Annotated in this window: 19 protein-coding genes; 6 read left to right on the top strand and 13 right to left on the bottom strand. The window is 68.3% G+C overall.

The window, feature by feature from the left end:
- The first annotated feature begins 59 nt into the window (after nucleotides 1-59).
- Nucleotides 60-974, top strand: a complete 915-nt coding sequence (locus ABD231_RS07580; protein ID WP_344147137.1) for a GNAT family N-acetyltransferase — start codon at nucleotides 60-62, stop codon at nucleotides 972-974.
- Here ABD231_RS07580 and ABD231_RS07575 read toward each other — a convergent pair.
- From ABD231_RS07575 to ABD231_RS07565, 3 genes are all read right to left on the bottom strand, one after another.
- Nucleotides 919-1,425 (bottom strand): TrmH family RNA methyltransferase, encoded by a 507-nt coding sequence (locus tag ABD231_RS07575; protein ID WP_344147134.1) that lies wholly within the window; start codon nucleotides 1,423-1,425, stop codon nucleotides 919-921. The two genes, ABD231_RS07580 and ABD231_RS07575, sit on opposite strands and share 56 nt — an antisense overlap.
- A 119-nt stretch (nucleotides 1,426-1,544) precedes the next feature.
- Nucleotides 1,545-2,174, bottom strand: a complete 630-nt coding sequence (locus tag ABD231_RS07570) for a hypothetical protein (protein WP_344147131.1) — start codon at nucleotides 2,172-2,174, stop codon at nucleotides 1,545-1,547.
- A complete protein-coding gene (locus tag ABD231_RS07565; protein ID WP_344147128.1) occupies nucleotides 2,171-3,937 on the bottom strand; it encodes a M1 family metallopeptidase in 1,767 nt (588 codons plus the stop codon). The genes ABD231_RS07570 and ABD231_RS07565 overlap by 4 nt, the downstream gene beginning before the upstream one ends.
- A gap of 165 nt (nucleotides 3,938-4,102) precedes the next feature.
- On the opposite strand from ABD231_RS07565, the gene ABD231_RS07560 reads away from it, so the two are divergent.
- Complete coding sequence (locus tag ABD231_RS07560; protein ID WP_344147126.1) at nucleotides 4,103-5,659, top strand: adenylate/guanylate cyclase domain-containing protein; 1,557 nt, start codon at nucleotides 4,103-4,105, stop codon at nucleotides 5,657-5,659.
- A 25-nt stretch (nucleotides 5,660-5,684) separates the two neighbouring features.
- Here the strand turns inward: ABD231_RS07560 and ABD231_RS07555 are convergent, their stop codons facing one another.
- From ABD231_RS07555 to ABD231_RS07545, 3 genes are read right to left on the bottom strand one after another with little or no spacing between them, the layout of a single operon-like run.
- On the bottom strand, nucleotides 5,685-6,392 hold the full coding sequence (locus ABD231_RS07555; protein WP_344147123.1) for a MerR family transcriptional regulator: 708 nt from the start codon (nucleotides 6,390-6,392) through the stop codon (nucleotides 5,685-5,687).
- A gap of 2 nt (nucleotides 6,393-6,394) precedes the next feature.
- Nucleotides 6,395-7,126: an SDR family oxidoreductase gene (locus ABD231_RS07550; RefSeq protein WP_344147121.1), complete on the bottom strand. Its 732-nt coding sequence runs from the start codon at nucleotides 7,124-7,126 to the stop codon at nucleotides 6,395-6,397.
- Nucleotides 7,127-7,135: 9 nt separating this feature from the next.
- Nucleotides 7,136-7,939: a GNAT family N-acetyltransferase gene (locus ABD231_RS07545; RefSeq protein ID WP_344147118.1), complete on the bottom strand. Its 804-nt coding sequence runs from the start codon at nucleotides 7,937-7,939 to the stop codon at nucleotides 7,136-7,138.
- Nucleotides 7,940-8,042: 103 nt separating this feature from the next.
- Between ABD231_RS07545 and ABD231_RS07540 the strand changes: the two genes are divergently transcribed.
- Nucleotides 8,043-8,831, top strand: a complete 789-nt coding sequence (locus ABD231_RS07540; protein WP_344147115.1) for an ArsR/SmtB family transcription factor — start codon at nucleotides 8,043-8,045, stop codon at nucleotides 8,829-8,831.
- Here ABD231_RS07540 and ABD231_RS07535 read toward each other — a convergent pair whose 3' ends face one another.
- The 4 genes from ABD231_RS07535 to ABD231_RS07520 all read right to left on the bottom strand — a co-directional run bounded on the left by ABD231_RS07535 (nucleotide 8,832) and on the right by ABD231_RS07520 (nucleotide 13,830).
- The gene (locus ABD231_RS07535; protein ID WP_344147112.1) at nucleotides 8,832-10,961 is read right to left on the bottom strand and encodes a RecQ family ATP-dependent DNA helicase; all 2,130 of its coding nucleotides are present in this window, start codon (nucleotides 10,959-10,961) and stop codon (nucleotides 8,832-8,834) included.
- Between the two features lie 71 nt (nucleotides 10,962-11,032).
- The gene (soxR, locus tag ABD231_RS07530; protein WP_344147109.1) at nucleotides 11,033-11,512 is read right to left on the bottom strand and encodes a redox-sensitive transcriptional activator SoxR; all 480 of its coding nucleotides are present in this window, start codon (nucleotides 11,510-11,512) and stop codon (nucleotides 11,033-11,035) included.
- Between the two features lie 51 nt (nucleotides 11,513-11,563).
- The gene (locus tag ABD231_RS07525) at nucleotides 11,564-12,544 is read right to left on the bottom strand and encodes a serine hydrolase domain-containing protein (RefSeq protein ID WP_344147106.1); all 981 of its coding nucleotides are present in this window, start codon (nucleotides 12,542-12,544) and stop codon (nucleotides 11,564-11,566) included.
- Nucleotides 12,541-13,830, bottom strand: coding sequence for an MFS transporter (locus tag ABD231_RS07520; protein WP_344147103.1), 1,290 nt, complete (start codon nucleotides 13,828-13,830; stop codon nucleotides 12,541-12,543). Before ABD231_RS07520 ends, ABD231_RS07525 begins: the two co-directional genes overlap by 4 nt.
- Nucleotides 13,831-13,900: 70 nt before the next feature.
- On the opposite strand from ABD231_RS07520, the gene ABD231_RS07515 reads away from it, so the two are divergent.
- Nucleotides 13,901-14,860, top strand: coding sequence for a GlxA family transcriptional regulator (locus ABD231_RS07515; RefSeq protein ID WP_344147100.1), 960 nt, complete (start codon nucleotides 13,901-13,903; stop codon nucleotides 14,858-14,860).
- A gap of 4 nt (nucleotides 14,861-14,864) precedes the next feature.
- Here ABD231_RS07515 and ABD231_RS07510 read toward each other — a convergent pair whose 3' ends face one another.
- The gene (locus tag ABD231_RS07510) at nucleotides 14,865-15,983 is read right to left on the bottom strand and encodes a M24 family metallopeptidase (protein WP_344147097.1); all 1,119 of its coding nucleotides are present in this window, start codon (nucleotides 15,981-15,983) and stop codon (nucleotides 14,865-14,867) included.
- Between the two features lie 42 nt (nucleotides 15,984-16,025).
- Between ABD231_RS07510 and ABD231_RS07505 the strand changes: the two genes are divergently transcribed.
- Nucleotides 16,026-16,802 (top strand): alpha/beta fold hydrolase, encoded by a 777-nt coding sequence (locus ABD231_RS07505; RefSeq protein ID WP_344147094.1) that lies wholly within the window; start codon nucleotides 16,026-16,028, stop codon nucleotides 16,800-16,802.
- A gap of 3 nt (nucleotides 16,803-16,805) precedes the next feature.
- Here the strand turns inward: ABD231_RS07505 and ABD231_RS07500 are convergent, their stop codons facing one another.
- The gene (locus ABD231_RS07500) at nucleotides 16,806-18,680 is read right to left on the bottom strand and encodes a DUF2207 domain-containing protein (protein ID WP_344147091.1); all 1,875 of its coding nucleotides are present in this window, start codon (nucleotides 18,678-18,680) and stop codon (nucleotides 16,806-16,808) included.
- A gap of 5 nt (nucleotides 18,681-18,685) precedes the next feature.
- Nucleotides 18,686-20,578 carry a DUF2207 domain-containing protein gene (locus ABD231_RS07495; RefSeq protein WP_344147088.1) on the bottom strand — a complete coding sequence of 631 codons (1,893 nt, stop codon included), beginning with the start codon at nucleotides 20,576-20,578 and terminating at the stop codon, nucleotides 18,686-18,688.
- Nucleotides 20,579-20,684: 106 nt separating this feature from the next.
- On the opposite strand from ABD231_RS07495, the gene ABD231_RS07490 reads away from it, so the two are divergent.
- Nucleotides 20,685-22,754, top strand: coding sequence for an elongation factor G-like protein EF-G2 (locus tag ABD231_RS07490; protein ID WP_344147085.1), 2,070 nt, complete (start codon nucleotides 20,685-20,687; stop codon nucleotides 22,752-22,754).
- The last annotated feature ends 629 nt before the right edge of the window (nucleotides 22,755-23,383 follow it).

Here is a 23,383-nt window from a genome sequence, read left to right as displayed (position 1 = left end):
CACCGTAGCGGATTCACCGTGTCACAGCACGTGGCCCGCTGGGGAGCTATGGTGCCGGTTTGAGCATCAAGCTGACTCCTCTGACCGATCCGGACTTCCGGCCGTTCAGCCGCCGGATCGCCTGGCTGGCTGCGGACGCCGCCGGCCACCCGGTCGGTTCCGCGTTCCTCCGGCTGCACAGTCGTGAGTCGATGGCGCATCTGGCCGAGCTCGAGATCACCGTCCATCCCGCCGAACGCCGTCGCGGCATCGGCAGCCAACTCCTGTACGCCGCTCTCACCGCGGCCCGCGATCAGAACGCGCGGGTGGTCGTGGCCGAGGTTCACGCGGACACCCCGTCGTACGAGTTCCTGGTGCATCACGGGTTCACGATCGGGCTGACGCTGATCTTCGCCCGGCTCGATCTGGCGACGGACGTGCAGCCGGTCCACCCGCCTGCCGGCTACCGCATCGTGACGTGGCAGGGCGTCGTACCGGATGAGCTGGTGCAGAGCTTCACGGATGCGCGGACCGGGATGGATGATGCGCCGACCGGTGCGATCGACTACGGGGCCGACCAGTGGGATGTCGCGCGGACCAGGAACGCTGCTGAGGTGATTGCGCAGCGCGGCGAGTACCTGATGACGGTGGCGGCGGTTGAGGAGGCCAGCGGGCAGGTGGTCGCGTTCACCGAGCTCGTCGTACCGGGTGATGGGAAGGGCGATGCCCAGAACTACGGCACCGCTGTCCTCCCCGCCCACCGCGGCCGCGGCCTCGCCCGCTGCCTCAAGACCGAGCAGATCCGCTGGGTGCGCACGGCCTTCCCCGACCTGGGCGGTCTGCTGACCGACACAGTCGACACCAACGTCGCCATGCGGCACCTCAACGACGCCCTCGGCTACGTCCCCACCCACACCGTCCACCGCTGCGTATTCGACCTCACAGCAGCCCAGCCAGCCGATAGAGAACCAGCGAGCCCGCCACCGCAACGTTGAGACTGGAACCGGTCCCGATCATCGGAATCTCCACCACCAGATCCAGCTGATCCACAGCCTCAGGTGGAATCCCGGTCCGCTCATGACCCAGTACGGCGATCGTCCGGTTCCGCGCCGCTTTCAGGTCACCCAGCCGCACCGACTCATCGGCCAGCTCAACCCCGACCACCGTCGTTTCGGACCGGCTCTTCTGATCGATCAGCCAACGCACCGGATCATGACCAGTCCAGTGCACGCACGACCGAGTCCGCAAAGTGTTGCCCCTGGCAAGCGCCTCCGGCACCCACGGCAACCGCGGTACCGCGAGACAAGCCCCGACCGCATCACACGTCCGCAGCAACGTGCCCAGATTGGCCTCGTGCATCGGCCACAACACCGCGACCAGCAAGTGGTCCCAGCACCCATGCGCCCGGCGCCGCCGCTGCCCTCGAAGCTCCTTCGGGTTCCGCACCCGAATCCGAGCCCCACTCATCCGCCAGCGGGAGCGACCCTCCCGCACATACAAGTCATCATTCGCAGAGCGCTTAGCGGCGCGCCCAAGCCATCGCCAGACAACAGGAACACATCAGATTACCGCAGGCGCTCCCAGGCGTGCTGACTGACGAACTCACGCTCTCCGGCCAGCCATTGCTGTATCGCGTCGGCAATCTCCAGATGATTGCGGACGGTCGTCTGGAAGTGCTGTTCTGGTGAGCCGTCACGGTATTCGAGCAGGAGGGTCCCGTCCGCGTTCATCGCTTGGATGTAGTGATCCGCCTGGCCGTCTTGCAGGGTCACGAAGCCGTTCGGATCACGCAACTCCTGTCCGAGGAACGCCATCCAGTGCGCCGGTACGGCGACCGCTCCGTGCGCAGTGGTGATGCCGCGCCGGGGTGCCATGTTGTGGACCCTGCCGGTCTGCGGATTGAAGCAGACCAGTCCGTTGGCGTCGGCCAACTGTTCGATCGGGCCAACCGCATCATCGATCTCGCCGTAGGCCAGTGTGAAGTACGCGATCGGACCAGACACGGTCACCTGCCACGACTCGTCCGGCGATCCAGGCCGAACGACATTCACTGCCTCCGTGAACGCCGCGAGTTCGGCGGCCGGCTCAAGCTCCGCACCCTCCAGAAACTCCTCAGCCAGGTCGGCGAACACTGCGCCGGCGGCCTCATCGTCGGCGGGAACCTCGCCGACCCAGACCGCTACGTCGTAGCTCACTGGCCGAGGATCTTTTGGACTGCGAGGGTGGTGATGGGGTGGTAGCCGGGGCGGGCTTTGGCGAAGACTTCGGAGGCGAAGGCTCGGTCGCTGCCGGCCAGGGCTCGGTAGACGGGGAGGACCAGCTTCATGCGGCCGACTTCGGTGAGGAAGGCGGCTAGTTCGGCGTAGGCGGGTTCGTAACTGCTGGCGGCGACGATCTGGTACCAGCGGCGGGCGATCTCGCCGTTGGCGGTGCCGGTGAGGCCGAATGCGCGGTCGAGTTGCTGGAGCTGGTTGGGGCTGAGCATGTCGGGGGCGGCGTCGAGGAAGCGGAGCCACTCCTGGGTGGTCCAGTTCGCGGCGCCGGCGGGGAGTTCGCCGGAGGTGAACCACAGGGTGCGGGCCTCGTCGACGACCTGGAAGCGGGCCGAGACGGCGCGCTCGGCGAAGGCGGGGATGCCGGGCTCTTCGAGCCAGGCGGCGACTTCGTGGTCCTTGACGATGCCGGGGTGGGCGTCGAGCAGGTGCTCCTGCAGGTGGCCGACGAAGTCGTCGGAGTTGATGCTGCGGAAGGCGAACCGGTCGAAGTACCCGCGCAGGAACGGGTCGAACACGTCCCGCGAGAACCGCTCCTCCAGCCACGCCAGGAACCAGGTGCCCTTGAGCGGCCCGAGCGCGGTGGTGCCGTGGTACTCGGAGCGGTGGTTCAGCCCGGGCAGCTCGACCGCCAGCTCGGCCGGGGTGAGCGGGTCGAGCTTCACCACGGTGGCGTGCTGCTTGATCGCCGTCTCCATCACCGCGAACTCGGTCCCGTAGACCGCCTCCACGATCCGGTTCTCGACGTACGCCGTGAAGCCTTCGTTCAGCCAGATGTCGTCCCAGCTGTCCTGGGTGACCAGGTTGCCCGACCAGCTGTGCGCGAGTTCGTGGGCGACGACGCTGACCAGGGACTTGTCGCCGATCACGACAGTCGGGGTCGCGAACGTCATCCGCGGGTTCTCCATCCCGCCGTACGGGAAGGACGGCGGCAGCACGAGGATGTCGTAGCGGCCCCAGCGGTAGGGGCCGAAGAGCGCCTCGGTGACTCGCATCATCTCTTCGGTGTCGGCGAACTCCTGCGCCGCCCGCCCGGCCATCGCCGGCTCGGCCCAGACGCCGGAGCGCTCACCGAGCGGCTCGAAGACGAGGTCACCGGCAGCGATCGCCAGCAGGTACGACGGGATCGGCTCGGGCATCACGACGTCGTACGAGCCGGTACGGCGGGAGGTGGTGCCGTTGTCGGCGCTCATCAGCACCATCAGCTCGGGCGGCGCGGTCACGTGCGCGGCGTAGCTGAACCGCACACCCGGGGTGTCCTGCACGGGCACCCAGCTGCGCGCGTGGATCGCCTGGGACTGGCTGAACATGAACGGCATCACGCCACCGGCCGTCATCGACGGCTCCAGCCACTGCAGCCCGGTCGCGGTCGGCGCCGTCCGGTAGCTCACCCGGACCCGCTCCTGGCGCGCGGTCCGGATGGTCAGCGCGGACCCCAGCTCCTTGTCCGGTACCGCGAGGCTGTACTCCAGCGGCTCCCAGCCACCGGCCGTCTCACCCTCGACCGCGAGCACGGTCAGGTCACGCGTGTCCAGGATCAGCCGGTCACTGGAACCAGACCAATCCAGCGTGTGCGTGGCGGTGCCGGTGAGCACCTTCGCGGTGAAATCCAGCTCGAGATCGAGTTCGAGATGGGTCGTCCGAACCAGCAGTGGTTCGGCGTAAGAGTGGCGATCGTGCGTCACGGAGTGCTCCCGAGTGAGTGCGTCCGGGGAACATTACCCACGGCTGTCGTGTCTCAGGCGGCCGATCTGAGCCACCAGCACCACCGTGCCAAATAGCTGGTGTCATTCCCGCTCAACGGCGAGGGTTGTTGCATCAAGCTGCAACGCTGGGAGCACACTGTGACCATGACATCGCACGGGGGTGCCGAGCTGGTCCTGAAACGGCGGCCGTTCGGGTCCTGGCTGCTCGGGCCCGCCGATCAGAGCAACCGGATGCTGCGGATCCGGCTCCGGGTGCTGCTGACAACGTTCTCGATCGGCACCCATCTGATCGGCGCGGCCGTGGTTTTCGTACTGGCCGTCTTCGTGATCCCCGGCCCGCCGCTGACCGATCAGATCCAGCGCCTCGAGATGATCTGGGTTCCGGCGTACTTCCTGTTCGCCGTGGTCGTGGGCGCTCTGTGGAGCACCCACGTCGTCACCCGCCGCACCGCCTGGGTGGACGAGGACCGCCCGGCCACCAGGAAGGAGCAGATCTCCACGCTGCGGCTGCCGTTGCGGCTGACGCTGATCGAGGTCGTGCTCTGGATGGGGATCGTGATCCTGGCCACCACGGTCACGGCGGTTCTCCAGCCGGAGAACGCGTTGCGGGTCGCGGTGACGATCTTCGACGGCATGATCGTGACCTGCGCGGTCTCGTATTTGCTGACCGAGTTCGCCCTCCGCCCGGTCGCGGCGAAGGCGCTCGCCGACTCCGCTCCCCCGCGCCGGCTCCTTGCCTTCGGCCTCAAAGCGCGCACGGTGCTGTTCTGGGCGGCAGGCTCGGCGGTGCCGGTCGCCGGGCTGATGCTGACCGCGATCGTGGCGATGGTCGAGGGCGGCGTCTCCGCGACCCGGCTGTCGGTGGTGATCCTTGTCCTCGGCACCGTTGCCCTCGGCATGGGTTGGCTGCTGATCGTGCTGTCGGCCAAGTCCGTGGTCGCCCCGGTCCGGTCGGTGCGCGACGCGCTGACCCTGATCGGTGAGGGCGAGCTGAACATCCGGATCCCCGTCTTCGACGGGACCGAGCTCGGTTCCCTGCAGGCCGGGTTCAACCGGATGGCGGCCGGTCTGCGCGAGCGGGAGCGGATCCGGGACGTCTTCGGCCGGTACGTCGGTCCTGAGGTCGTTCGCGAGGCGTTGACCAGCGACCAGTTGGGGGGCGAGGAACGGTTCGTCGCCGTCCTATTCGTCGACCTGGTCGGCTCCACGAAACTTGCGTCGGACCGGCCACCGGCGGAGGTCGTCCAGCTGCTGAACCGCTTCTTCACGATCGTCGTCGACGAGGTGGTGCGCGAGGGCGGGTTTGTGAACAAGTTCGCCGGTGATGCCTCGCTCGCGATCTTCGGGGCACCGGCAGAGCTGATCGATCCGGCCGGGGCGGCGCTGCGGGCCGGGCGGGCGCTCACCCGGCGTCTCACCGAAGAGTTGCCGGAGGCAACGGCTGGGATCGGGGTGACCGCCGGGATTGTGGTGGCCGGCACGGTCGGCGACGTACGGCGGCTCGAGTACACGGTGATCGGTGATCCGGTGAACGAGGCGGCGCGGCTGAGCGAGCTGGCCAAGAACACGCCGGAGCGGCTGATCGCGTCGATGTCGACGGTCGACGAGGCGGGTCCGACCGAAGGTGAGCACTGGCGGCCGGGTGATCGGGTCACGGTTCGAGGCCGCTCGGAGCCGACCCAACTCGCCGTACCGGAGTAGCACCCCGCCACCACGAGCCCACAGCTCAAGCCGGGGGCTTCTGCTCGATCAGGTGGTGAAGGAGGCCGGCGCCGTACAGCATCGCTTTGGTGATGCGGTCGTGGGCGGCTCGGCGTTCGGCGATCGCGTCGCGGAGGGCCTCGGTGCTGCCGGTTTGGCGCAGGCCTTCGAGGACGGGGCGGATCTGGTCGAACGAGTAGCGGCCCTGGCGGAGCATGTGGATGATGCGAGCGTCCCGGATCTGCTCCGGTTCGTACCGGCGGTACTTCGTGACCCGCTCGCGCGTCGGCAGCAGCAGCCCGGCCGCCTCCCAGACACGCAGGGCCGACGTACGGACGCCGAGGCGATGCGCCAACTCGCCCACCAGCAGCGCGGGGCCGGTCGGCGCCGGCTCGTCGCGGAACTCGGCCGCCGCCGCACCCAGCGCCTCGCTGGCGGCGTCGGTTGCGAGGCGCTGTTCGTAGAGACCGGAATGCGCCTGATCGACCAGCCGGTACGCCGATTCCTCGTTGCCCGCGTGGACCGCCTGCATGATGTGGCGAGCGGTCTCGGCGCCGAAGCCAGGCGCGAGGGCGCGATAGGTGAGCAGCGCGGACACGTGTTCCTCGCCGTACTGGCGGTAGCCGCTGTCCGTGCGCGGGGCCGGCGGCAGGATCCCGTCTGCTTCGTAGTTGCGGATGAGCTGGGTCGAGACCCCCGCACGCCGCGCCAGATCGACCGGCCGCAAGCCCATCGTCAGCGGCCGCCCGAGACGTCCATGGTGGTACCGGTCATGTACGACGACCGGTTCGAGGCGAGGAACGCGATCACCTCGGCCACCTCCTCGGGCTTACCCGGCCGGCCGACGGGCGGCGTCGTACCGAGCCGGTCGAGTCGGCCTGGCGCGTGGATGTCGGTCTCGATCAGTCCGGGCCGGACGCCGAGCACGCGGATACCTTCCTTGGCGACCTCGTTCGCGAGGCCGACCGTGAGGGTGTCGACAGCCGCCTTGCTGGCCGCGTAGTCGACGTACTCCCCCGCCGATCCGAGCACGGCCGCGCGCGACGACACGTTGACGATGACACCGCCGTCGCCGCCGTACCTGGTGGACATCCGGCGCACCGCGGCACCGGCGACCAAGAACGCGCTGATCGCGTTGATCCGGAACACGGTGTCGAGCCGCGCGACGTCGTACTCGTCGACGCGACCGGACGGTGAGACGACGCCGGCGTTGTTGATGACGGCGCTGATCGGGCCGAGCGCCGTGGTTACGGAGTCGAAGAGGCGCTCGATCTCTTCGGGCTCGACGACATCAGCCTGTACGGCGATCGCACGCCGGCCCAGCTTCTCGCAAGCTTGCACCACCTTGGCGGCCTCGTCGTCCCGCGACCGGTAACCGATCCCGACATCCCAGCCATCCGCCGCCAACGCGACCGCTGCCGCAGCGCCGATCCCCCGGCTCCCACCTGTCACCAACACAACCGTCATGGGAACACCTTAGGAGGAAGGCGGGATCGAGATCCCCAACTGGGTCTCCGAGTCGCTGAAGCCGAGGGCGCGATAGATCCGGATCGCCAGGTAGTCCGGGTCCGCGACCATCACCAGCGTCCTCGCGCGACCCTCGCTCAGCCCGTACGTCGACGCGTGGTGCACGAGTGTGCTCGCGATGCCCTGGTTGCGGTCGTCCGGATGCGTCTGCACGTTCTGGAACCGGGCTAGTCCCGCGCCGTCGAACATCAGCCCGAGCGACGCCTGGAGCCGGTCGCCGTCGAACGCACCGAACCACACGCCGTGCCCGGCCTCGACGCGACCTCGATCGGCCAATCCGCGGCGCCGGTTGTACTCGATGTAGCCCTCGTCGACCGTCATGGTGGCGGTCTTGAGGTTGAGCTCATCCTGCTGCGCCCAGTCGTCGTCGGTCGAGAGCAGGCGGTACGTCGAGGTCGTGTTCGGCCTGGTCGGGGCGATGACCGTGGACGCCGCCATCACCGTGTCGCCGTCCACGGTGGCACCGAGCGCGAGCAGCTCGTCCTTGACGCCGTCCACCCCGAGCACACCGTCGGTGGTGTCCACGCCGATCGAGACGTGCTCCGCGTGCGGGAACTCCTTGCGGAACTGTTCGAGGCGCCGCTGCACGTCGCCCGGGCCGAACGGCGTGCGGTACAGCAGGTAGTTCCCCCACCAGAACATCGGGTTGGCGGGTGTCCGGATGACGACGTACTCGCCGTTGTCCTGCAGTTCGCTACCGCCGAGACCGAGGAGGAACAGGTCGGTGCGGTAGCCGAGGCTCTTGATCTCCACCCCCTCATGGTCGTGGATGCGTCAACGGATTTCCTTGACAGGCAGCTGTACGGCTGCCTATTTTGGACAGGCAGCCGGACGGCTGCCTATGGAACGGAGCGGGATGGACGACGAGGTCTTCCGGGCGCTGGCCGACCCCAGCCGGCGGCAACTGCTGGACGCGCTCAATGCGCAGAACGGGCAGACGTTGCGCGAGCTGTGCGCCGGGCTGTCGATGGCGCGGCAGTCGGTCAGCAAGCACCTCGCGGTACTGGAGGCCGCGAACCTCGTCAGCACGGTTCGGCGCGGGCGGGAGAAACACCACTACCTGAACGCCGAGCCGATCAATGCCATCGCCGATCGCTGGATCAATCGCTACGACCGTCGGCGGGTGCAACTGTTCGCCGACCTCAAGACGGCTCTGGAGGCCGAGACCATGAGTGACAACGACTTCGTCTACACGACCTATATCAAGACCACGCCGGAGCGGCTGTGGCGCGCACTCACCGAGCCTGAGTTCACGACGCAGTACTGGGGTCTGCACTTCGAGACCGATTGGGAAGTCGGCTCGGAGATCGTGTGGAAGATGGGGAAGGCGACGATGGCGGGTCCTGGGCAGGTCGTGCTGGAGCATTCGCCTTTCACTCGGCTTGCGTACGCGTGGCATCACATGACGCCCGACTTCGCGGCTGAGGCGGGCATCGAGGATGATCTGTTCCAGCGGATCAGCAGTGAGCCGTTGTCGCAGGTGGCGTTCGATCTCGAGCCGGTCGACGGTCAGGTCAAGCTGACCGTCACCCACAGCGGCTTCGAGCCCGGCAGCACCATCCGCGAAATGATCAGCTCGGGCTGGCCCGCAGTGCTGTCCGACCTCAAGTCCTTCGCCGAAACCACCCCAGCACTCGTCAGCTGATCATGGGCGTTTGTGCAGTAGCAGTGGCAGTACGGCACCCGCTCCGGCCTCGCGGAGTTTTGCGGCGGCGACGGTGACTGGCCATTGCGATGAGCTCGCGTCGACCAGGAGCAGGACTGTGCGACCGGTGATGGTTTGAGCGGTGGTGCCGTCGACCTGGAGGCCGTCGCGCCAGACACGGGCCTCGTCGGCCGAGGACAGGTCGTCGGTGTAGCCGGAGCGATCGATGGTCAGGTCGGCGCGGTCCAGGCGGCCGACTGTTGCGATTCGATCGGCGACTGCAGCGGCGACTGCGGTGTGGCCGGCGGCGGCGAGGGGGACGACTACCTCGGGGCGGCTGGACCAGGTGCTGCGCCAGCGGGACAGGGCGGCAACCGCGCCGGCCTGGAGGGCTTCGAGGGCGTCGGCGGGTGGTTGGCCGCCTGCGAACGCGGCGGCGAGAACCTCGCGCCACTCGGGCGCATCGGCGTAGATGAGGGAACGGCCGGGGTCGGCCATCAGGTTGGCGGGGATCTTGCCGCGCGGGCCGAACGAACCGCCGGGCCACATCTTGCGTGGTTCGAGAACATGCACCTCGCCGCGGAGCAGACCGGTGACGGTCGCGACAGTGTCGGCGTCTGGCGCCGCAGAGAGCGGGGCGGGCAGAGCACCGAGGCAGACTGAGCAGCGGCCGCACGGCTCGGCGGAGGCGTCGTCCAGGGACTCCTGAAGTAGTTGCATCAGGCAACGTTCGCCGCGGGTGTAGGCGCGCATGATGTCGGCCTCGCGACGTCGTACCGCAACGATGCCGTCGTAGTGGGCCGCGTCGAACGTCCAGTCCTTGCCGGTCCGGATCCAGCCGCGCTCGAGCCGCTCGGTGACGCCGTCGACCGCGAGCTGCTTCAGCATCAGCTCGACGCGGGTGCGGCGCAGGCCGGTCTCGGCTTCGAGCGCGGGGACGCTGGCCGGCTGGTCGGGGCCGTAGGCCTGCATGGCGTGCAGGAGGCGGTTGACGTTCTCCGGTACGGGGATGGTTGCCGTCGCGAAGTAGTCCCAGATGCCGGAATCGGCATCGGACGGCAGCAGGGCGACGATCGCGTGGTCGATGCCGCGGCCGGCGCGGCCGACCTGCTGGTAGTACGACACCGGCGATGGCGGTGAGCCGACATGGACGACGAATCCGAGGTCGGGTTTGTCGTATCCCATGCCGAGCGCGGATGTTGCGATCAGTGCCTTCAGGCGGTTGTCCCGCAGGGCGTCCTCGAGGCTCTCCCGCTCCCCCGCCTCCAGAGCACCCGTGTACGCCGCCACTGGCACGTCGCGACCGTGGATCTCGTGGATCGTCGCCGCCAGCCGCTGCGCATCCGCGACCGTCAACGCGTAGACGATGCCCGAGCCCGGAAGCTTCGGCAGATGATCGACCACCCACGCGAACCGCTGCAACGGCGACAACCTGTCGACCACGGCAAGCTGCAGACTCGACCGAGCCAGCGGCCCCCGCAGTACAAGCGTTGACTCACCCAACTGGTGCGCGACGTCGTCAGTGACTCGCTCATTGGCCGTGGCTGTCGTCGCGAGGACCGGCGTCTTCGGGTTCAGGTGCTGCAGTACGTCGGACACGCGGCGGTAGTCGGGTCGGAAGTCGTGTCCCCAGTCGGAGACGGCATGCGCTTCGTCGATCACCAGCAGACCGATCTCCCCCGCCAGACTGTCCAGCACGCGCCGACCGAACCCCGGGTTGGCCAGCCGCTCAGGCGAAACCAGCAGTACGTCGATCGCTCCGGAGCGCAGGTCCTGCTCGATGCCCGACCACTCGTCGACGTTGTTCGAGTTCAGCGTCGCCGCTCGCAACCCCGCCCGCCCGGCCGCGCCCACCTGATCCCGCATCAACGAAAGCAACGGCGACACCACGAGCGTCGGCCCAGCCCCTTCGGCCCGGCGAATCGCCGTAGCCGCCCAGTACACCGCCGACTTCCCCCACCCCGTCGCCTGCACCACCAGAACCCGAGCCGCCGGCTCACACAAAGCCGCAACCGCAGTCTCCTGATCCGACCGCAACCGCGCGCTCTCCCCCGCGATCGCCTGGATCACCCCACCGGCAATCCCCGCCCGAGCCGCGTTCAGAGCCAACCCCGCACCACCATCAACCATGCCCCGACCCTAGACGCCCCCACCCCCATTCCCCAGTTCACACCAACCCACCTGTGGATAACCCCAATGGGTTAGGCGCAGCGGTTGGGGTGGCAGGGGGCGCCGGTTGGGGTTTGTAGGCGTTGGGGGCCGGGGCCTTTGGCGGCTAGGGCGTCGTGGGGGTTGGCCAGGGCGCAGCGGTCGAGGGAGAGGCAGCCGCAGCCTACGCAGTCTTTGAAGTCGTCTCGGAGTTGTTCCAGGTGGAGGATGCGGCGGTCCAGTTCGGCTTGCCAGCGTTCGGAGATGTGTTCCCAGTCCTGGCGGGTGGGGGTGCGGTTCTCCGGGAGGAGGGCGAGGATGGCGGCGACCTCGGACAGGGGGATGCCTACGCGTTGGGCGATGCGGATGAGGGCGACTCGGCGGAGGGTGTCGCGTTTGTAGCGGCGTTGGTTGCCGGCGGTTCGGCGGCTGATGATGAGGTTTTGGCGTTCGTAGAAGTGCAGTGCGGAGATCGCGACTCCGCTGCGTTGCGCCAACTGTCCGACCGTCAGCTCACCTGGCTCGACGTCCACTACTCCACCCACGGCTCCGCCCTCCGACAACAACCTCAACTTAGGTCGAGGCTAGCTGACGAAGGCACGTGCGATCGGCCAAGCCCCCGGTGAAGTGTTGGACAACACGGTGCAGGTGAGACCGGTGTGCGGATCATGCGTGGACTTGAACGACTCGCCGGCGTCGTACCCGACCAGCGTCACGGCGTCCGTCGTACCGTCCAGCCAGAAGCCGAGGCCGTAGCGCCTCGACTCCTCCGGTACGTCGCAGCGCGGCCGCACGACCTCTTCGACGGAACTCACGATGTCGCCGGCGAAGAACGCCCGCCAGAACGTCGAGATGTCAGCGGCCGTGGTGTGGATGCCGCCGTCTCCGGTGGACAGCACCGGGAGGTGGAAGACGTTCGAGCGATCGACGCCATCCAGCGGCAGATAGCCGACAGCCGCGTCGGCGGGTAGTTCGTCGGAGCGCAGGAAATCGGTGCGGGTCATACCGGCCGGGCGCAGCACCCGTTCGCGAACGAGATCGTGATAGCCGACACCGCTGGCGCGCTCAGCCAGCAGGGCGAGAACGACGAAGCCGCCGTTGCAGTAGGCGAACCGTTCGCCGGCCGGGAACTTGGTCGGGTGCCCGTCCAGCAGTGGCAGGAACGCCTCGGTTGTCGCCAGTTCGTGGGCCGCGCCGATGAAGTAGTCGGTGATCTCGGACTCGACCTCTTCGTCCAGGTAGTCGCCGATGCCGGACGTGTGCGTGAGCAGGTGCTCGATCGTCACGTCGTCCGCGATCAGCGGCAGATCCTTCCCGAGCAGGGATCGAGCCGTCGTACTCAACTCCAGCGCACCCTCGCGCACCAGCGAGATCACTGCCAGCGCAGTGAAACCCTTGCTGCCACTGGCGATCCCGAACCTCGTGTCCAGCGTGTTCGGCACCCGATAGGCGCGGTTCGCGAGCCCATACGCCTGAGCGAACTCGACCTCCCCGCCCCGGTCGATCTGGACGACACCGGAGAACCCGGTCTCCTGAGCAATCTTGTCGATCTCCCCCAGCTTCATGTCGGCAGGTTAGCCGGTACCACGATTCGTCGTCCGATGCTTGCGGACATTAGGGCAGCCGCTGCGCAGAGCCCGCCGGCCAGGTACCAGGCGAGGTTGTAGCTGCCCTGCACGTCCCGAATCGCACCGGCGCCAGTCGCCGCCAGCGCGGCACCGATCTGATGCGAAGCGAACACCCACCCGAACACGATCGGCCCGTCGACACCGAACCACTCCCGGCACAGCGCGACGGTCGGCGGCACGGTCGCGACCCAGTCCAGACCGTAGAAGATGATGAACACCCAGACACTCGGCTGGGCGGTCGGCCCGAGCAGTGACGGCAGGACCAGCAGGGACAGGCCGCGCAGCGAGTAGTAGGCGATCAGCAGGTACCGCGGGTCCCAGCGGTCCGTCAGCCAGCCGGACAGGATCGTGCCGCCAACATCGAAGACGCCTACCAGCGCGAGTAGCGAGGCCGCGGTGGTGATCGGCATCCCGTGGTCGTGGGCGGCGGTGACGAAGTGTGTCCCGATCAGTCCGTTCGTCGAGGCACCGCAGATGGCGAACCCACCCGCCAGCATCCAGAACGCCGGCCGCCGCGCCGCCGTACGGAGTGCATTCAGCGCGCGCAGCGCACTGCTACCGGTCGCTTCCACACGCTGCCCGGCAAGACTGCCCTCGGGGGCACCGTACGCGCGCAGACCGACATCGCTCGGGTAGTCACGCAGGAAGATCAGCACCAGCGGTACGACGGCCAGCGCCGTACCGGCCGCGACCAGAGCGGGCGTGCGCCACCCGTAGTTCGCTGCGAGGTTCGCGATGAGCGGCAGGAAGATCAGCTGGCCTGTCGCCCCGGCCGCGGTCAGCAGGCCGGTGACCAGACCGCGGCGCTCGACGAACCAGCGTCCGGTGATGGTCGCGACGAAGGTCATCGACATCGAGCCGGTGCCGACGCCGACGAGCAGTCCCCAGCAGAGCAGGAGCTGCCAGGACGAGTTCATGAAGATCGTCAGGCCGCTGCCGAGGGCGATCAGCACCAGCGCACCGCTGACCACCCGGCGCAGACCGAGGCGGTCCATCAGCGCGGCCGCGAACGGCGAGATCAGGCCGTACAGCAGCAGGTTGATCGAGACCGCCGACGAGATCGTCGCGTGCGACCAACCGAACTCCTCATGCAGCGGATCCAGCAGCACGCTGGGCACCGACCGGAACCCGGCCGCGCCGATCAGCGTCACGAACCCCACCGCAGCGACTGCCCAGGCCAAGTGCACCCGGGCAGGCTTCTTCGTCTCCACAGTCTGCGTCACCCGACTACTTTGCGGCCTCGGCCGCCGCCGAACCAGTGGCCTGAACGCCATCATGTGTCAAGATATGGCCATGAGGCATATCGTCGCTGTGCTCGTCCTGGAGCCGGTGGTCGGGTTCGACATGACCATCCCGTCGACCGTTCTGGGTGCCGCCAGCACCGCGGACGGCACCAAGCTGTACGACGTCCGCGTCTGCGGAATCGATCGCGAACCGGTCCGGGTCGAGGCCGGCTTCAGCATGATCCCGGACTACGGTCCCGAAGCCCTGGCCGAGGCCGACACCGTGATCATCCCGGGCACCTACATTCCGCAGCCCCGCTACGAGGGCACGCTGCCGGATGCGCTCGCGACGGCACTCGCGACCATCCGCCCGGGCACGCGGGTCGCCTCGATCTGCACAGGGGCCTTCGTGCTCGGCGCGGCCGGGTATCTGGACGGACGGCCGGCGACCACGCACTGGAAGCGCGCCGAGTTGTTCCGCGAGCGCTACCCACAGGTCGAATTGCGCGAGGAACAACTGTTCGTCGACGACGGCGACATCCTCACCTCGGCCGGTCTCGCCGCCGGGGTCGACCTCTGCCTGCACCTGATCCGCCGCGACTTCGGCAGCGATGTCGCCAACCGCGCGGCCCGCGCCTGCGTGGTCCCGCCGTGGCGTGATGGCGGGCAATCGCAGTTCATCGAACGCGCCGTACCGGACGAAGGCAGCGACGGTACGTCGCCCACCCGCGCCTGGACGCTGCATCACCTCGACCGGGATCTGAGCCTGCAGGCGATGGCCGCGCACGCCCGGATGAGCGTGCGGACCTTCAGCCGCCGGTTCAAGGCCGAGACCGGGCAGTCGCCGGGCATGTGGCTGATGCAGCAGCGCATCCGGCACGCCTGCCACCTGCTGGAGACCACCGACTTGTCCGTCGACCGGATCGCCACCGCCGCCGGCCTCGGTACGGCGGCCTCCCTGCGGCACCACCTGCGCTCCGAGCTCGGCGTCTCGCCCCTCGCCTACCGCAAGACCTTCCGCGCCAGCTGACCCCCTAGAGCACGATCAGCTCGCGCGGCCGGCGGTTCATCGGCTCGACGCCGTCCGCGGTGACCACGACGATGTCCTCGATCCGCGCGCCCCATCGGCCCGGCTGGTAGATCCCCGGCTCGATGCTGAACGCCATCCCCGGTTCGAGGAGCAGTTCATTCCCGGCGACGATGTACGGCTCCTCGTGAACGTCGAGCCCGATCCCGTGCCCGGTCCGATGGATGAAGTACTCACCGAACCCGGCCGCCGCGATCACCTCACGCGCAGCCGCGTCGATCGACTCAGCAGTCACACCCGGCCGCACCGCATCCACCGCAGCCTGCTGCGCTTCCTGCAGTACGGCGTACGTCGCCGCAACGTCCGCATCCCGCGGAGTCCCCACGGCATACGTCCGGGTCGAGTCCGAGAAGTATCCCTCCGCAATCGGCCCACCGATATCCACCACCACGACGTCACCGGACTCGATCACCCGATCCGACACCGAGTGATGCGGACTCGCGCCGTTCGGCCCGCTGCCGACGATGACGAAGTCGGCCTCCGTATGCCCCTCCTCGACGATCGCGGCCGCGATGTCCGCCCCGACCTCGGCCTCGGTCCGCCCCGGCCGCAACCACTCACCGACCCGCGCGTGCACCCGGTCGATCGCCGCACCAGCCGTCTGCAGCGCGTCGATCTCAGCCGCGTCCTTCCGCATCCGCAGCTCCCGCAGAATCGGACCAGCCAACACCTGCTCAGCCTTGGGCAATACCGTCCGCAACGCGAGCACGTGCAACGCCGCGGTGAAGTCGCTGACCGCGACCCGGTCCGCACCGCTCAACCGGTCAGCAGCCAACGCATACGGATCATCGCCGTCCACCCACGTGACGACCTCGATCCCAAGCTCCTCCATCGGTACGTCGACATACCCAGGTGCCTCCAGCTTCGGCACCACCAACGCCGGTACGCCGTCGGCCGGAATCACCAGCGTGGTCAGCCGCTCGAACGACCCGCCGCCCTGGCCGATCAGGTACCGCAAGTCGGAGCCGGGGGCAATCAACAGTCCGGTACCAGCGGCCGCCGTACGGGCGCGGTCGACACGGGAACGCAGGATGGCAGCATCGGGAGCAGGCGCGTGACTCGACATGAGGCGACTATAGGCACGCACCCCCGACAGAAAGCGATCGCAATGACCCTGCATCACGTGATCCACGGCGAGGGCACCCCGGTGCTCGCGCTGCACGGCTGGACTCCCGACCACCGGTTGATGACCGGCTGCCTGGAACCTGTCTTCAAAGGCCTGACCGGCTACCGGCGGATCTACCCCGATCTGCCCGCGATGGGCCAGAGCCCGGCGGGCGACATCGACAGCTCCGACGGGATCCTCGCCGCGGTCGAGGCGTTCATCGACGAGCAGATCGGCGCTGAGCCGTTCCTGCTGATCGGCGAGTCGTACGGCGGCTACCTCGCCCGCGCGATCGCCCGTTCCCGGCCGGCGCAGGTCACCGGGCTCGCGATGATCTGTCCAATCGGAACAGTGGTGGAGAACGCGGATCGCCGAGTCCCGGAGCACGTCGTACTGCGGTCCGAACCTGGTGTGCGCGAATCACTCGGACCGGACGAGGACTTCACCGACCTCGCGGTGGTCGAGACGGCGGCCGCGTTGGCGGCGTACCGGCGGGACATCGCGCCCGGACTGGCGGCCGCGGACACCGTGGCGCTCGAGCGAATCCTCAAGAAGCGCGAGCTCTCCATTGACCCCGAATCGGGACCGCCGTATGAGCGGCCGACGCTGATCGTGTGTGGGCGACAGGACGCGGTGGTCGGGTTCGAGGATCAGTACGTGCTGCTCCCCCACTACCCGCGCGCGACGTTCGCCGTACTGGATGTGGCTGGGCACAACCTGCAGATCGAGCAGCCTGAGTTGTTCGACGCGCTCATCCGCGAGTGGCTCAGCCGGGTCTGACCGCTACCAGGACCCGCCGCCTCCGCCTCCCCCACCGCCACCAGACGAGCTGTCGCTGGAGAAGCCCGACGACGAGCCGCCACCGTCACCACTGCTCGTCGACGGGCTGGCCGGTTCGCTGAACGTGCTGGCCACGGCGCCGGTCATCAGGTTCGGCGACCAGCCTGAGTCGTAGTACGACGGGCCGACGTACCAGCCCGGATCGGGGGTGAGGCGGCCGGCCGCGACGAGTTGTTTGCAGACCTGCTGCCAGTGGTCGGCGATGCCGAAGATGATGGCCCAGGGCAAGTACTTGCTGAAGATGTCCTCGCCCTCCTCGAACTTGAGCTGGTCCGCTTCGGCGGTAGTGAGGTACGTCCGGAAGCCGATCACCTGATCGGTCACCGCGCGTCCGGCGGCGGTCCGTCGGCCCTGGCGGCGTTTGCGAAGCAGGGTGATGCCGAGGCTGAGCAGCGCGATCGCGGGCAGGCCGATCGCGACGAGTGGGCCGGTCCAGCTCGGGAGCCCGTCGCGCACCAGGGTGATGATCAGGATGATGATTCCGAAGACTGCGAAGAATCCGGTCACCAGCCAGATGCCCACATGGGGGTCGCCGAGTTTCGACGGGGCCGGCATCCGCGTGTACCAGCCACGCTCGGAGACCTGTTTGCGGATGGCGTCGACAGTCCCGTTCGCGGCCATCGCGAGTGAGCTGTCGCCGGGGTCGCGCTGCTCGAGTCTGGCTTCCTTGCCGACCTTCAGCGACGGGAATAGTCCCTTGAGCAGTCGCTGCTCGTGCGGAGTCGTGGCCAGGTCGGGATCGACGAGGACGGCTTTGCGCTTCTTGTCGCTGTTGTCGATGCGCAGCGCGCCCCGAACGGCGAGGTCGATCAGGGTCGCGGCGATCTCGGTCGAGTCGGATTTCGCGTCGAGCAGCAGGCCACCTTCGGCGACTGGGACCCGGGGCGGCGAGAACGCGACCGGTATCTGGTCATCGGTGATCGTGTTCTTGACGGTCCGGCCCGTCTCGCCCGCGGGTGGCAGCGTGCCTGGCGGCAGGCCGGCGTACCGGAGGTCGCGACCGCCACGAGCGGCGTACAGCTTGCGCGTGACGAAGGCGGCGACCGTGATCAGCGCCGACACGATCAACCCGGGGACGCTCAACCCGTTGCGATCGAGGAACCCCGGCGGATCGACCAGGATCGGCGCATCGTTGGTGACGGCTCCGGCCGGGATCGCGGCGACGATCGTGACCTGCTCGCCACGCCCGACACCAGTCTCGGAGTAGAGGGCCTTGCCGCCGACGATCCGTGCGGTCTCGCATTGCTGCGTGGAGCCTGCCGGTCCGGTGAGGCAACGCACCTGCTGGACGCCGCGCGGGACGGTCACGCCGACATCGACTTGGTTCAGTACGGCGTCCCAACCGGAACCAGTCGCGTCCCAGTACAGCTCGCTGTGGTCCGCGAAGTGCCGCAGTGCACCCCGCACCTCGTAGCTCAGCTGGTACGTCGCCTCCATCCGGCGGATCGTCTTGCCGGAGCTGCCGATCTTGATCCGGAGGACCTGGTTGCGATCGCTGTTCGTCTTCGTGGTCGACGTGGAGAACTCGGCCGAGGCGTTCGGTGACGACACCTGGATGTTCGAGACGTCGTACTGCTGATCCTTCGACCGGTCAGTGACGTACGGCTCGCGGATCACCAGGTCGCGGTAGATCCCGTGCCGGTCGATGCCGCTGAAGTCGTAGTCGATCGACTCCTTGACGTGCAGTACGCCGTCCGCGGTGACCGTGTAGTCGATCTCGAATCGGGTGACCCGGTCACCGGGTTCTGCCGAGGCGGGCGCCGCGAAGGCGACCACGGACAGCAGCGTGCAGGCCAGGACCGCGAGTGCTCTGCGCATGACGCTTACCAGGACCCGCCGCCTCCGCCACCGCCACCGCCGCCTGACGAACCACCGCTGAACCCGGACGAGCTACCGCCGCCGCCACCGCTGCTCGACGGCGTGGGCGGCGGCTGGAACGTCTGCGCGACAGTCGAGCTCACGTTGCCCGCGGTCCAACCAGAGGTGTAGTACGACGGGCCGACGTACCAGTAGGGATCGGGCGTCAACTGGCCGGCGTCGACGAGCTTGCGGCAGACCTTCTGCCAGCGGTCGGCCAGGTCGAACGCGATCGCCCACGGGAGGTACTTGCTGAAGATGTCCTCGCCCTCCTCGAAGCGCAACTGCTCCGCCTCGGCGGTGGCCAGGTACTTCCGGAAGCCGATCACCTGGTCGCTGACCGCACGCCCGGCCGGGGTGCGCTGGCCGCGGGCGCGGATCCGCACCCAGGTCGCGATCGCGATGATCACGATCAGGACCGGTACGGCGGTCGCCACCGGGCCGTCGAATCCACCTGTGTTGGCGGCGGGCGCCGTACCGGCGATTCCGGCGCCGAAGACCCAGAACGCGATCAGGGTGATGCAGCCGCAGCCCGTGCCGGACTTGAAGACTGAGCCGCCGCGGGTGCCGATCTTGGACGGCAGCCGGGTGTGCCACTCCCGCTGCGCCACCTGGTCCCGCAGAGCGTCCAGCATCGCGGTGGCCGTCTGCGCCATCGAGGTGTCGCCGACCGGACGTCGTTCGAGCGTGACCGACGCGCCCGGGACCAGGCCCGGGAACATGCCCTGCAGCAGCGCCTGCTCGTGCGGCGCAGTGGCGACGCTGCCGTCCAGCAAGACGGCTCGGCGGTCGCTGCCGTCGTTTTCGATCCGGACACCGCCGCGGACGGCCATGTCGATCAGCGTCGCGGCGACCTCGGTGGTGTTGGCCTTGGCGTCGACCAGCAGACCGGCCTCGGCGACCGGGATGCGCGGTGGCGCGAAGGCGACCGGGATCTGGTCGTCGTCGAGCGTGTTCTTCTCCGGTACGGCGGCGACCCCGCCCGGCGGGAAGGTCCCCGGCGGCATCCCGGCGAACCGCTGGTCCTTGTTCCCGGTCGCCGCGTAGATCGCCGCCACGATCAGCGCGAACAGGCTGACAGCGCCCGAGCCGATCAGCACCGGGATGTTCAGGCCGTTGCGCTCCAGCCAGTCCGGCGGATCGACCACGATCGGGGTGTCGTTCTGCACCGTGCCGGCCTTGATCCCGGCGACAATCGTGAGCTGCGAGCCCTGCGGGAGGCCGGCCGCCTTGAAGACACCCTTGCCGGCCACGACCGACTTCTGCGGGCACTTCGCGGTGGAACCGCCACGGCCGGTGAAGCACTCCACCTGCTGCACGCCCTGCGGGACCGTCACGTTGACCGTGACCGCCTTGATCGGCGCTTCCCACGCCGAGCCGGTCGCATCCCAGTACAGCTCACTGTGATCGGCGAAGTGCCGCAGCGCGCCGCGGACGTCGTACGTGATCACGTACGTCGCATCCTGGCCGGAGATCGTCTTGTCCTCTTCGCCGATCTTGATCCGGAGGATCTGGTCGCGCTGACCGTTCTCCTTCGTCGTCTCGGTGTCGAACGCGTCCGGCGCCTTGGTCGGACTGTCCACCTTGATGTTCGAGACCTCGTACTTCTGGTCCTTCGCCTGGTCGTCCAGCCACGGCTCCCGGATCACCAGATCGCGGTAGATCCCGTGCCGCCCGTAGCTGCCGAAGTGGTAGGCGATCGTCTCCTTCACGTGCAGTACGCCGTCGCTGCCGACCGTGTAGTCGATCGTGAAGGCCCGCACCTCGTCACCGGCCGCCGCCGACGCGGGCAGCGCGAAGCCGGCCAGAGCCAGCGTGGTGACGAGCAGGCTGATGACGACCCCGAGTGCCCTACGCATGGCCGCGACACTATCGACCGCCGGGGTCTGGCAGTGGGAGGCCGCCCGATGGGGCTTGTGCAAAGGGACCGATAGGGGAATGGTGGATGACCCAGGAGGAAACGTCATGGCAGACAAGACTTCTCCGGGCGCCGGAGCCGCGCCCGCTGTGGACAGCCCGGCCGCCCTTCGCAACGTGGTGCTCGTCGGACCGTCAGGTTCCGGCAAGACCATGCTCGTCGAGGCCCTGCTGGTGGCCTCCGGAGTCCTGACCAGACCCGGCACCGTCCTGGACGGAACGACGGTCTGCGACTTCGACGACGCCGAGGCCCGGCAACAGCGGTCGGTCGGGCTCGCACTGGCCTCGCTGCCGTACAACGGCATCAAACTGAACCTGATCGACACCCCCGGGTACGCCGATTTCGTCGGCGAACTGCGGGCCGGGCTCCGAGCGGCCGATTGCGCGCTGTTCGTGATCGCGGCCAACGAAGGGGTCGACGAGCCGACCCGCGCGGTCTGGCAGGAGTGCGACCAGGTCGGGATGCCGCGGGCCGTCGTGATCACCAAACTCGACCACGCCCGGGCGAGCTTCGCCAACGCGCTGGCCGCGGCCCAGGGCACCTTCGGCGACAAGGTGCTGCCGCTGTATCTCCCGGCCGACGACGGGCTGATCGGGTTGCTGTCGACGCCCGACCCGTCGTACGAGGAGCTTCGGGGCACGTTGATCGAGGGGATCATCGAGGAGTCCGAGGACGAGTCGTTGATGGAGCGCTACCTCGGTGGCGAGGAGATCGACCAGAAGGTGCTGATCGAGGATCTCGAGCGTGCGGTCGCGCGCGGCTCCTTCTTCCCGGTCATCCCGGTCTGCAGCGGCTCCGGCGTCGGCCTGCACGAACTGCTCGAAGTCGCGACCAGCGGGTTCCCGTCGCCGCCCGAGCATCCGCTGCCCGAGGTGTTCTCGCCACACGGCGTGCCGCGCAAGGGGCTCGCCTGCGATCCAAGCGGTCCCCTGCTCGCCGAGGTGGTGAAGACGACCTCGGACCCGTACGTCGGCAGGGTGAGCCTGGTGCGGGTGTTCTCCGGCACCATCAGGCCCGACACGACGGTTCACGTGTCGGGCCATTTCACGTCCTTCTTCGGTGACGGCAGTTCGCATCAGGACCACGACGAGGACGAGCGGATCGGCACGCTGTCGTTCCCGCAGGGCAAGCAGCAACGACCGGCCGGCACGGTGATCGCGGGAGACCTGTGTGCGATCGGGCGGCTGACGCGGGCCGAGACCGGCGACACGCTGTCGGACAAGGCCGACCCGCTGCTGCTCAAGCCGTGGACGATGCCCGAGCCGCTGCTGCCGATCGCGATCCAGGCGCACGCGAAGACCGACGAGGACAAACTCGGTGCCGGTCTGCAGCGGTTGGCGGCTGAGGATCCGACACTGCGGATCGAGCAGAACCCCGAGACTCACCAGATCGTGCTGTGGTGCATGGGCGAGGCGCACTCGGACGTCGTACTGGATGCACTCTCGAACCGGTACGGCGTGACGGTGGACACCGTGGAGTTGCGGGTACCACTGCGGGAGACGTTCGGTGGCAAGGCCAAGGGGCACGGCCGGCATGTGAAGCAATCCGGTGGCCACGGTCAGTACGCCGTCTGCGACATCGAGGTGGAACCGCTGCCCGGTGGGTCGGAGTTCGAGTTCGTCGACAAGGTGGTCGGCGGCGCCGTACCGCGGCAGTTCATCCCGAGCGTCGAGAAGGGCGTGCGGGCGCAGATGCAGAAGGGCTGCGCGGCCGGGTTCCCGATGGTCAACATCCGGGTCACGCTGCTCGACGGCAAGGCGCACAGCGTGGACTCGTCGGACATGGCCTTCCAGATGGCCGGCGGGCTCGCGTTGCGCGAGGCCGCGGCGGCGACGAAGGTCAGCCTGCTCGAACCCGTCGACCTGGTGTCGGTGCTGGTACCGGACGAGCTGGTCGGGCCGGTGATGAGCGACTTGTCGGGGCGGCGCGGGCGACTACTCGGGACGGACAAGGTCGGCGACGATCGCACCCTGGTGAAGGCCGAGGTGCCGCAGGTGGAGATCACCCGCTACACCATCGACCTGCGATCCCTGTCCCACGGCGCGGCAACGTTCAGCCGCCAGTTCGCCCGCTACGAACCAATGCCCGATTCCGTCGCCTCGAAAGTGAAGGCCTAGTTCCAAGGGATGGGGAGTCCTACCTGCCGATTCGGGTGGGTAGCTCTCCCCAACCCGGCCGTACCGCGCCACACTCGCCCTCGACACGAGCCAGTACGACGTTGAGCACGGCTCAACCACATGCGCGCCCGGACGGTGGTCGATCGGTGCTCAAGGTGAGGTGGTCGGGGCGACCTTGAGCACGGCTCGACCGTCTCGGCGGGCGCGTGTGGTCGATGGGCGCTCAAGGTGACTCGCGCTCGCGACCTCGGGGGCCCGGGGCTGCCCGGGTGCGTTATCCGATGGATTCTCGTCACCGAGTCCCCCAAATCCATCGGACAACGCAGAACTCGGGCGGCACCCACCCCAGCTACAGCCCGTCAGCCCCAGGCAGCGTGGAACCGCGGTCGCCGACCTCGCCATCCAGCCCAGCCACCCGCTCCGCTAGCCCTCTTGCTTTGTCGGCCGCCTTTGGCGGTCGAGTCGGGGGTGCAGACCGAAAGATTCTCGGCCGGGGACGTGCGCTGTGGCTGATCACCGCGACCGGCCGATCTGAAAGACAGCGTGGCTGGCCGCCGCCGTGGCCGAGGTGGATGGCGAGGCCCGGCGACCGCGGTTCCACGTTGCTTGGGGCTGACGGGCTATGGCTG

It is taken from the genome of Kribbella yunnanensis (assembly GCF_039529655.1).
Lineage (GTDB): Bacteria > Actinomycetota > Actinomycetes > Propionibacteriales > Kribbellaceae > Kribbella > Kribbella yunnanensis.
The sequence above is the reverse complement of the archived record's forward strand: the minus strand, read 5'-3'. Positions and strand labels throughout refer to the sequence as shown.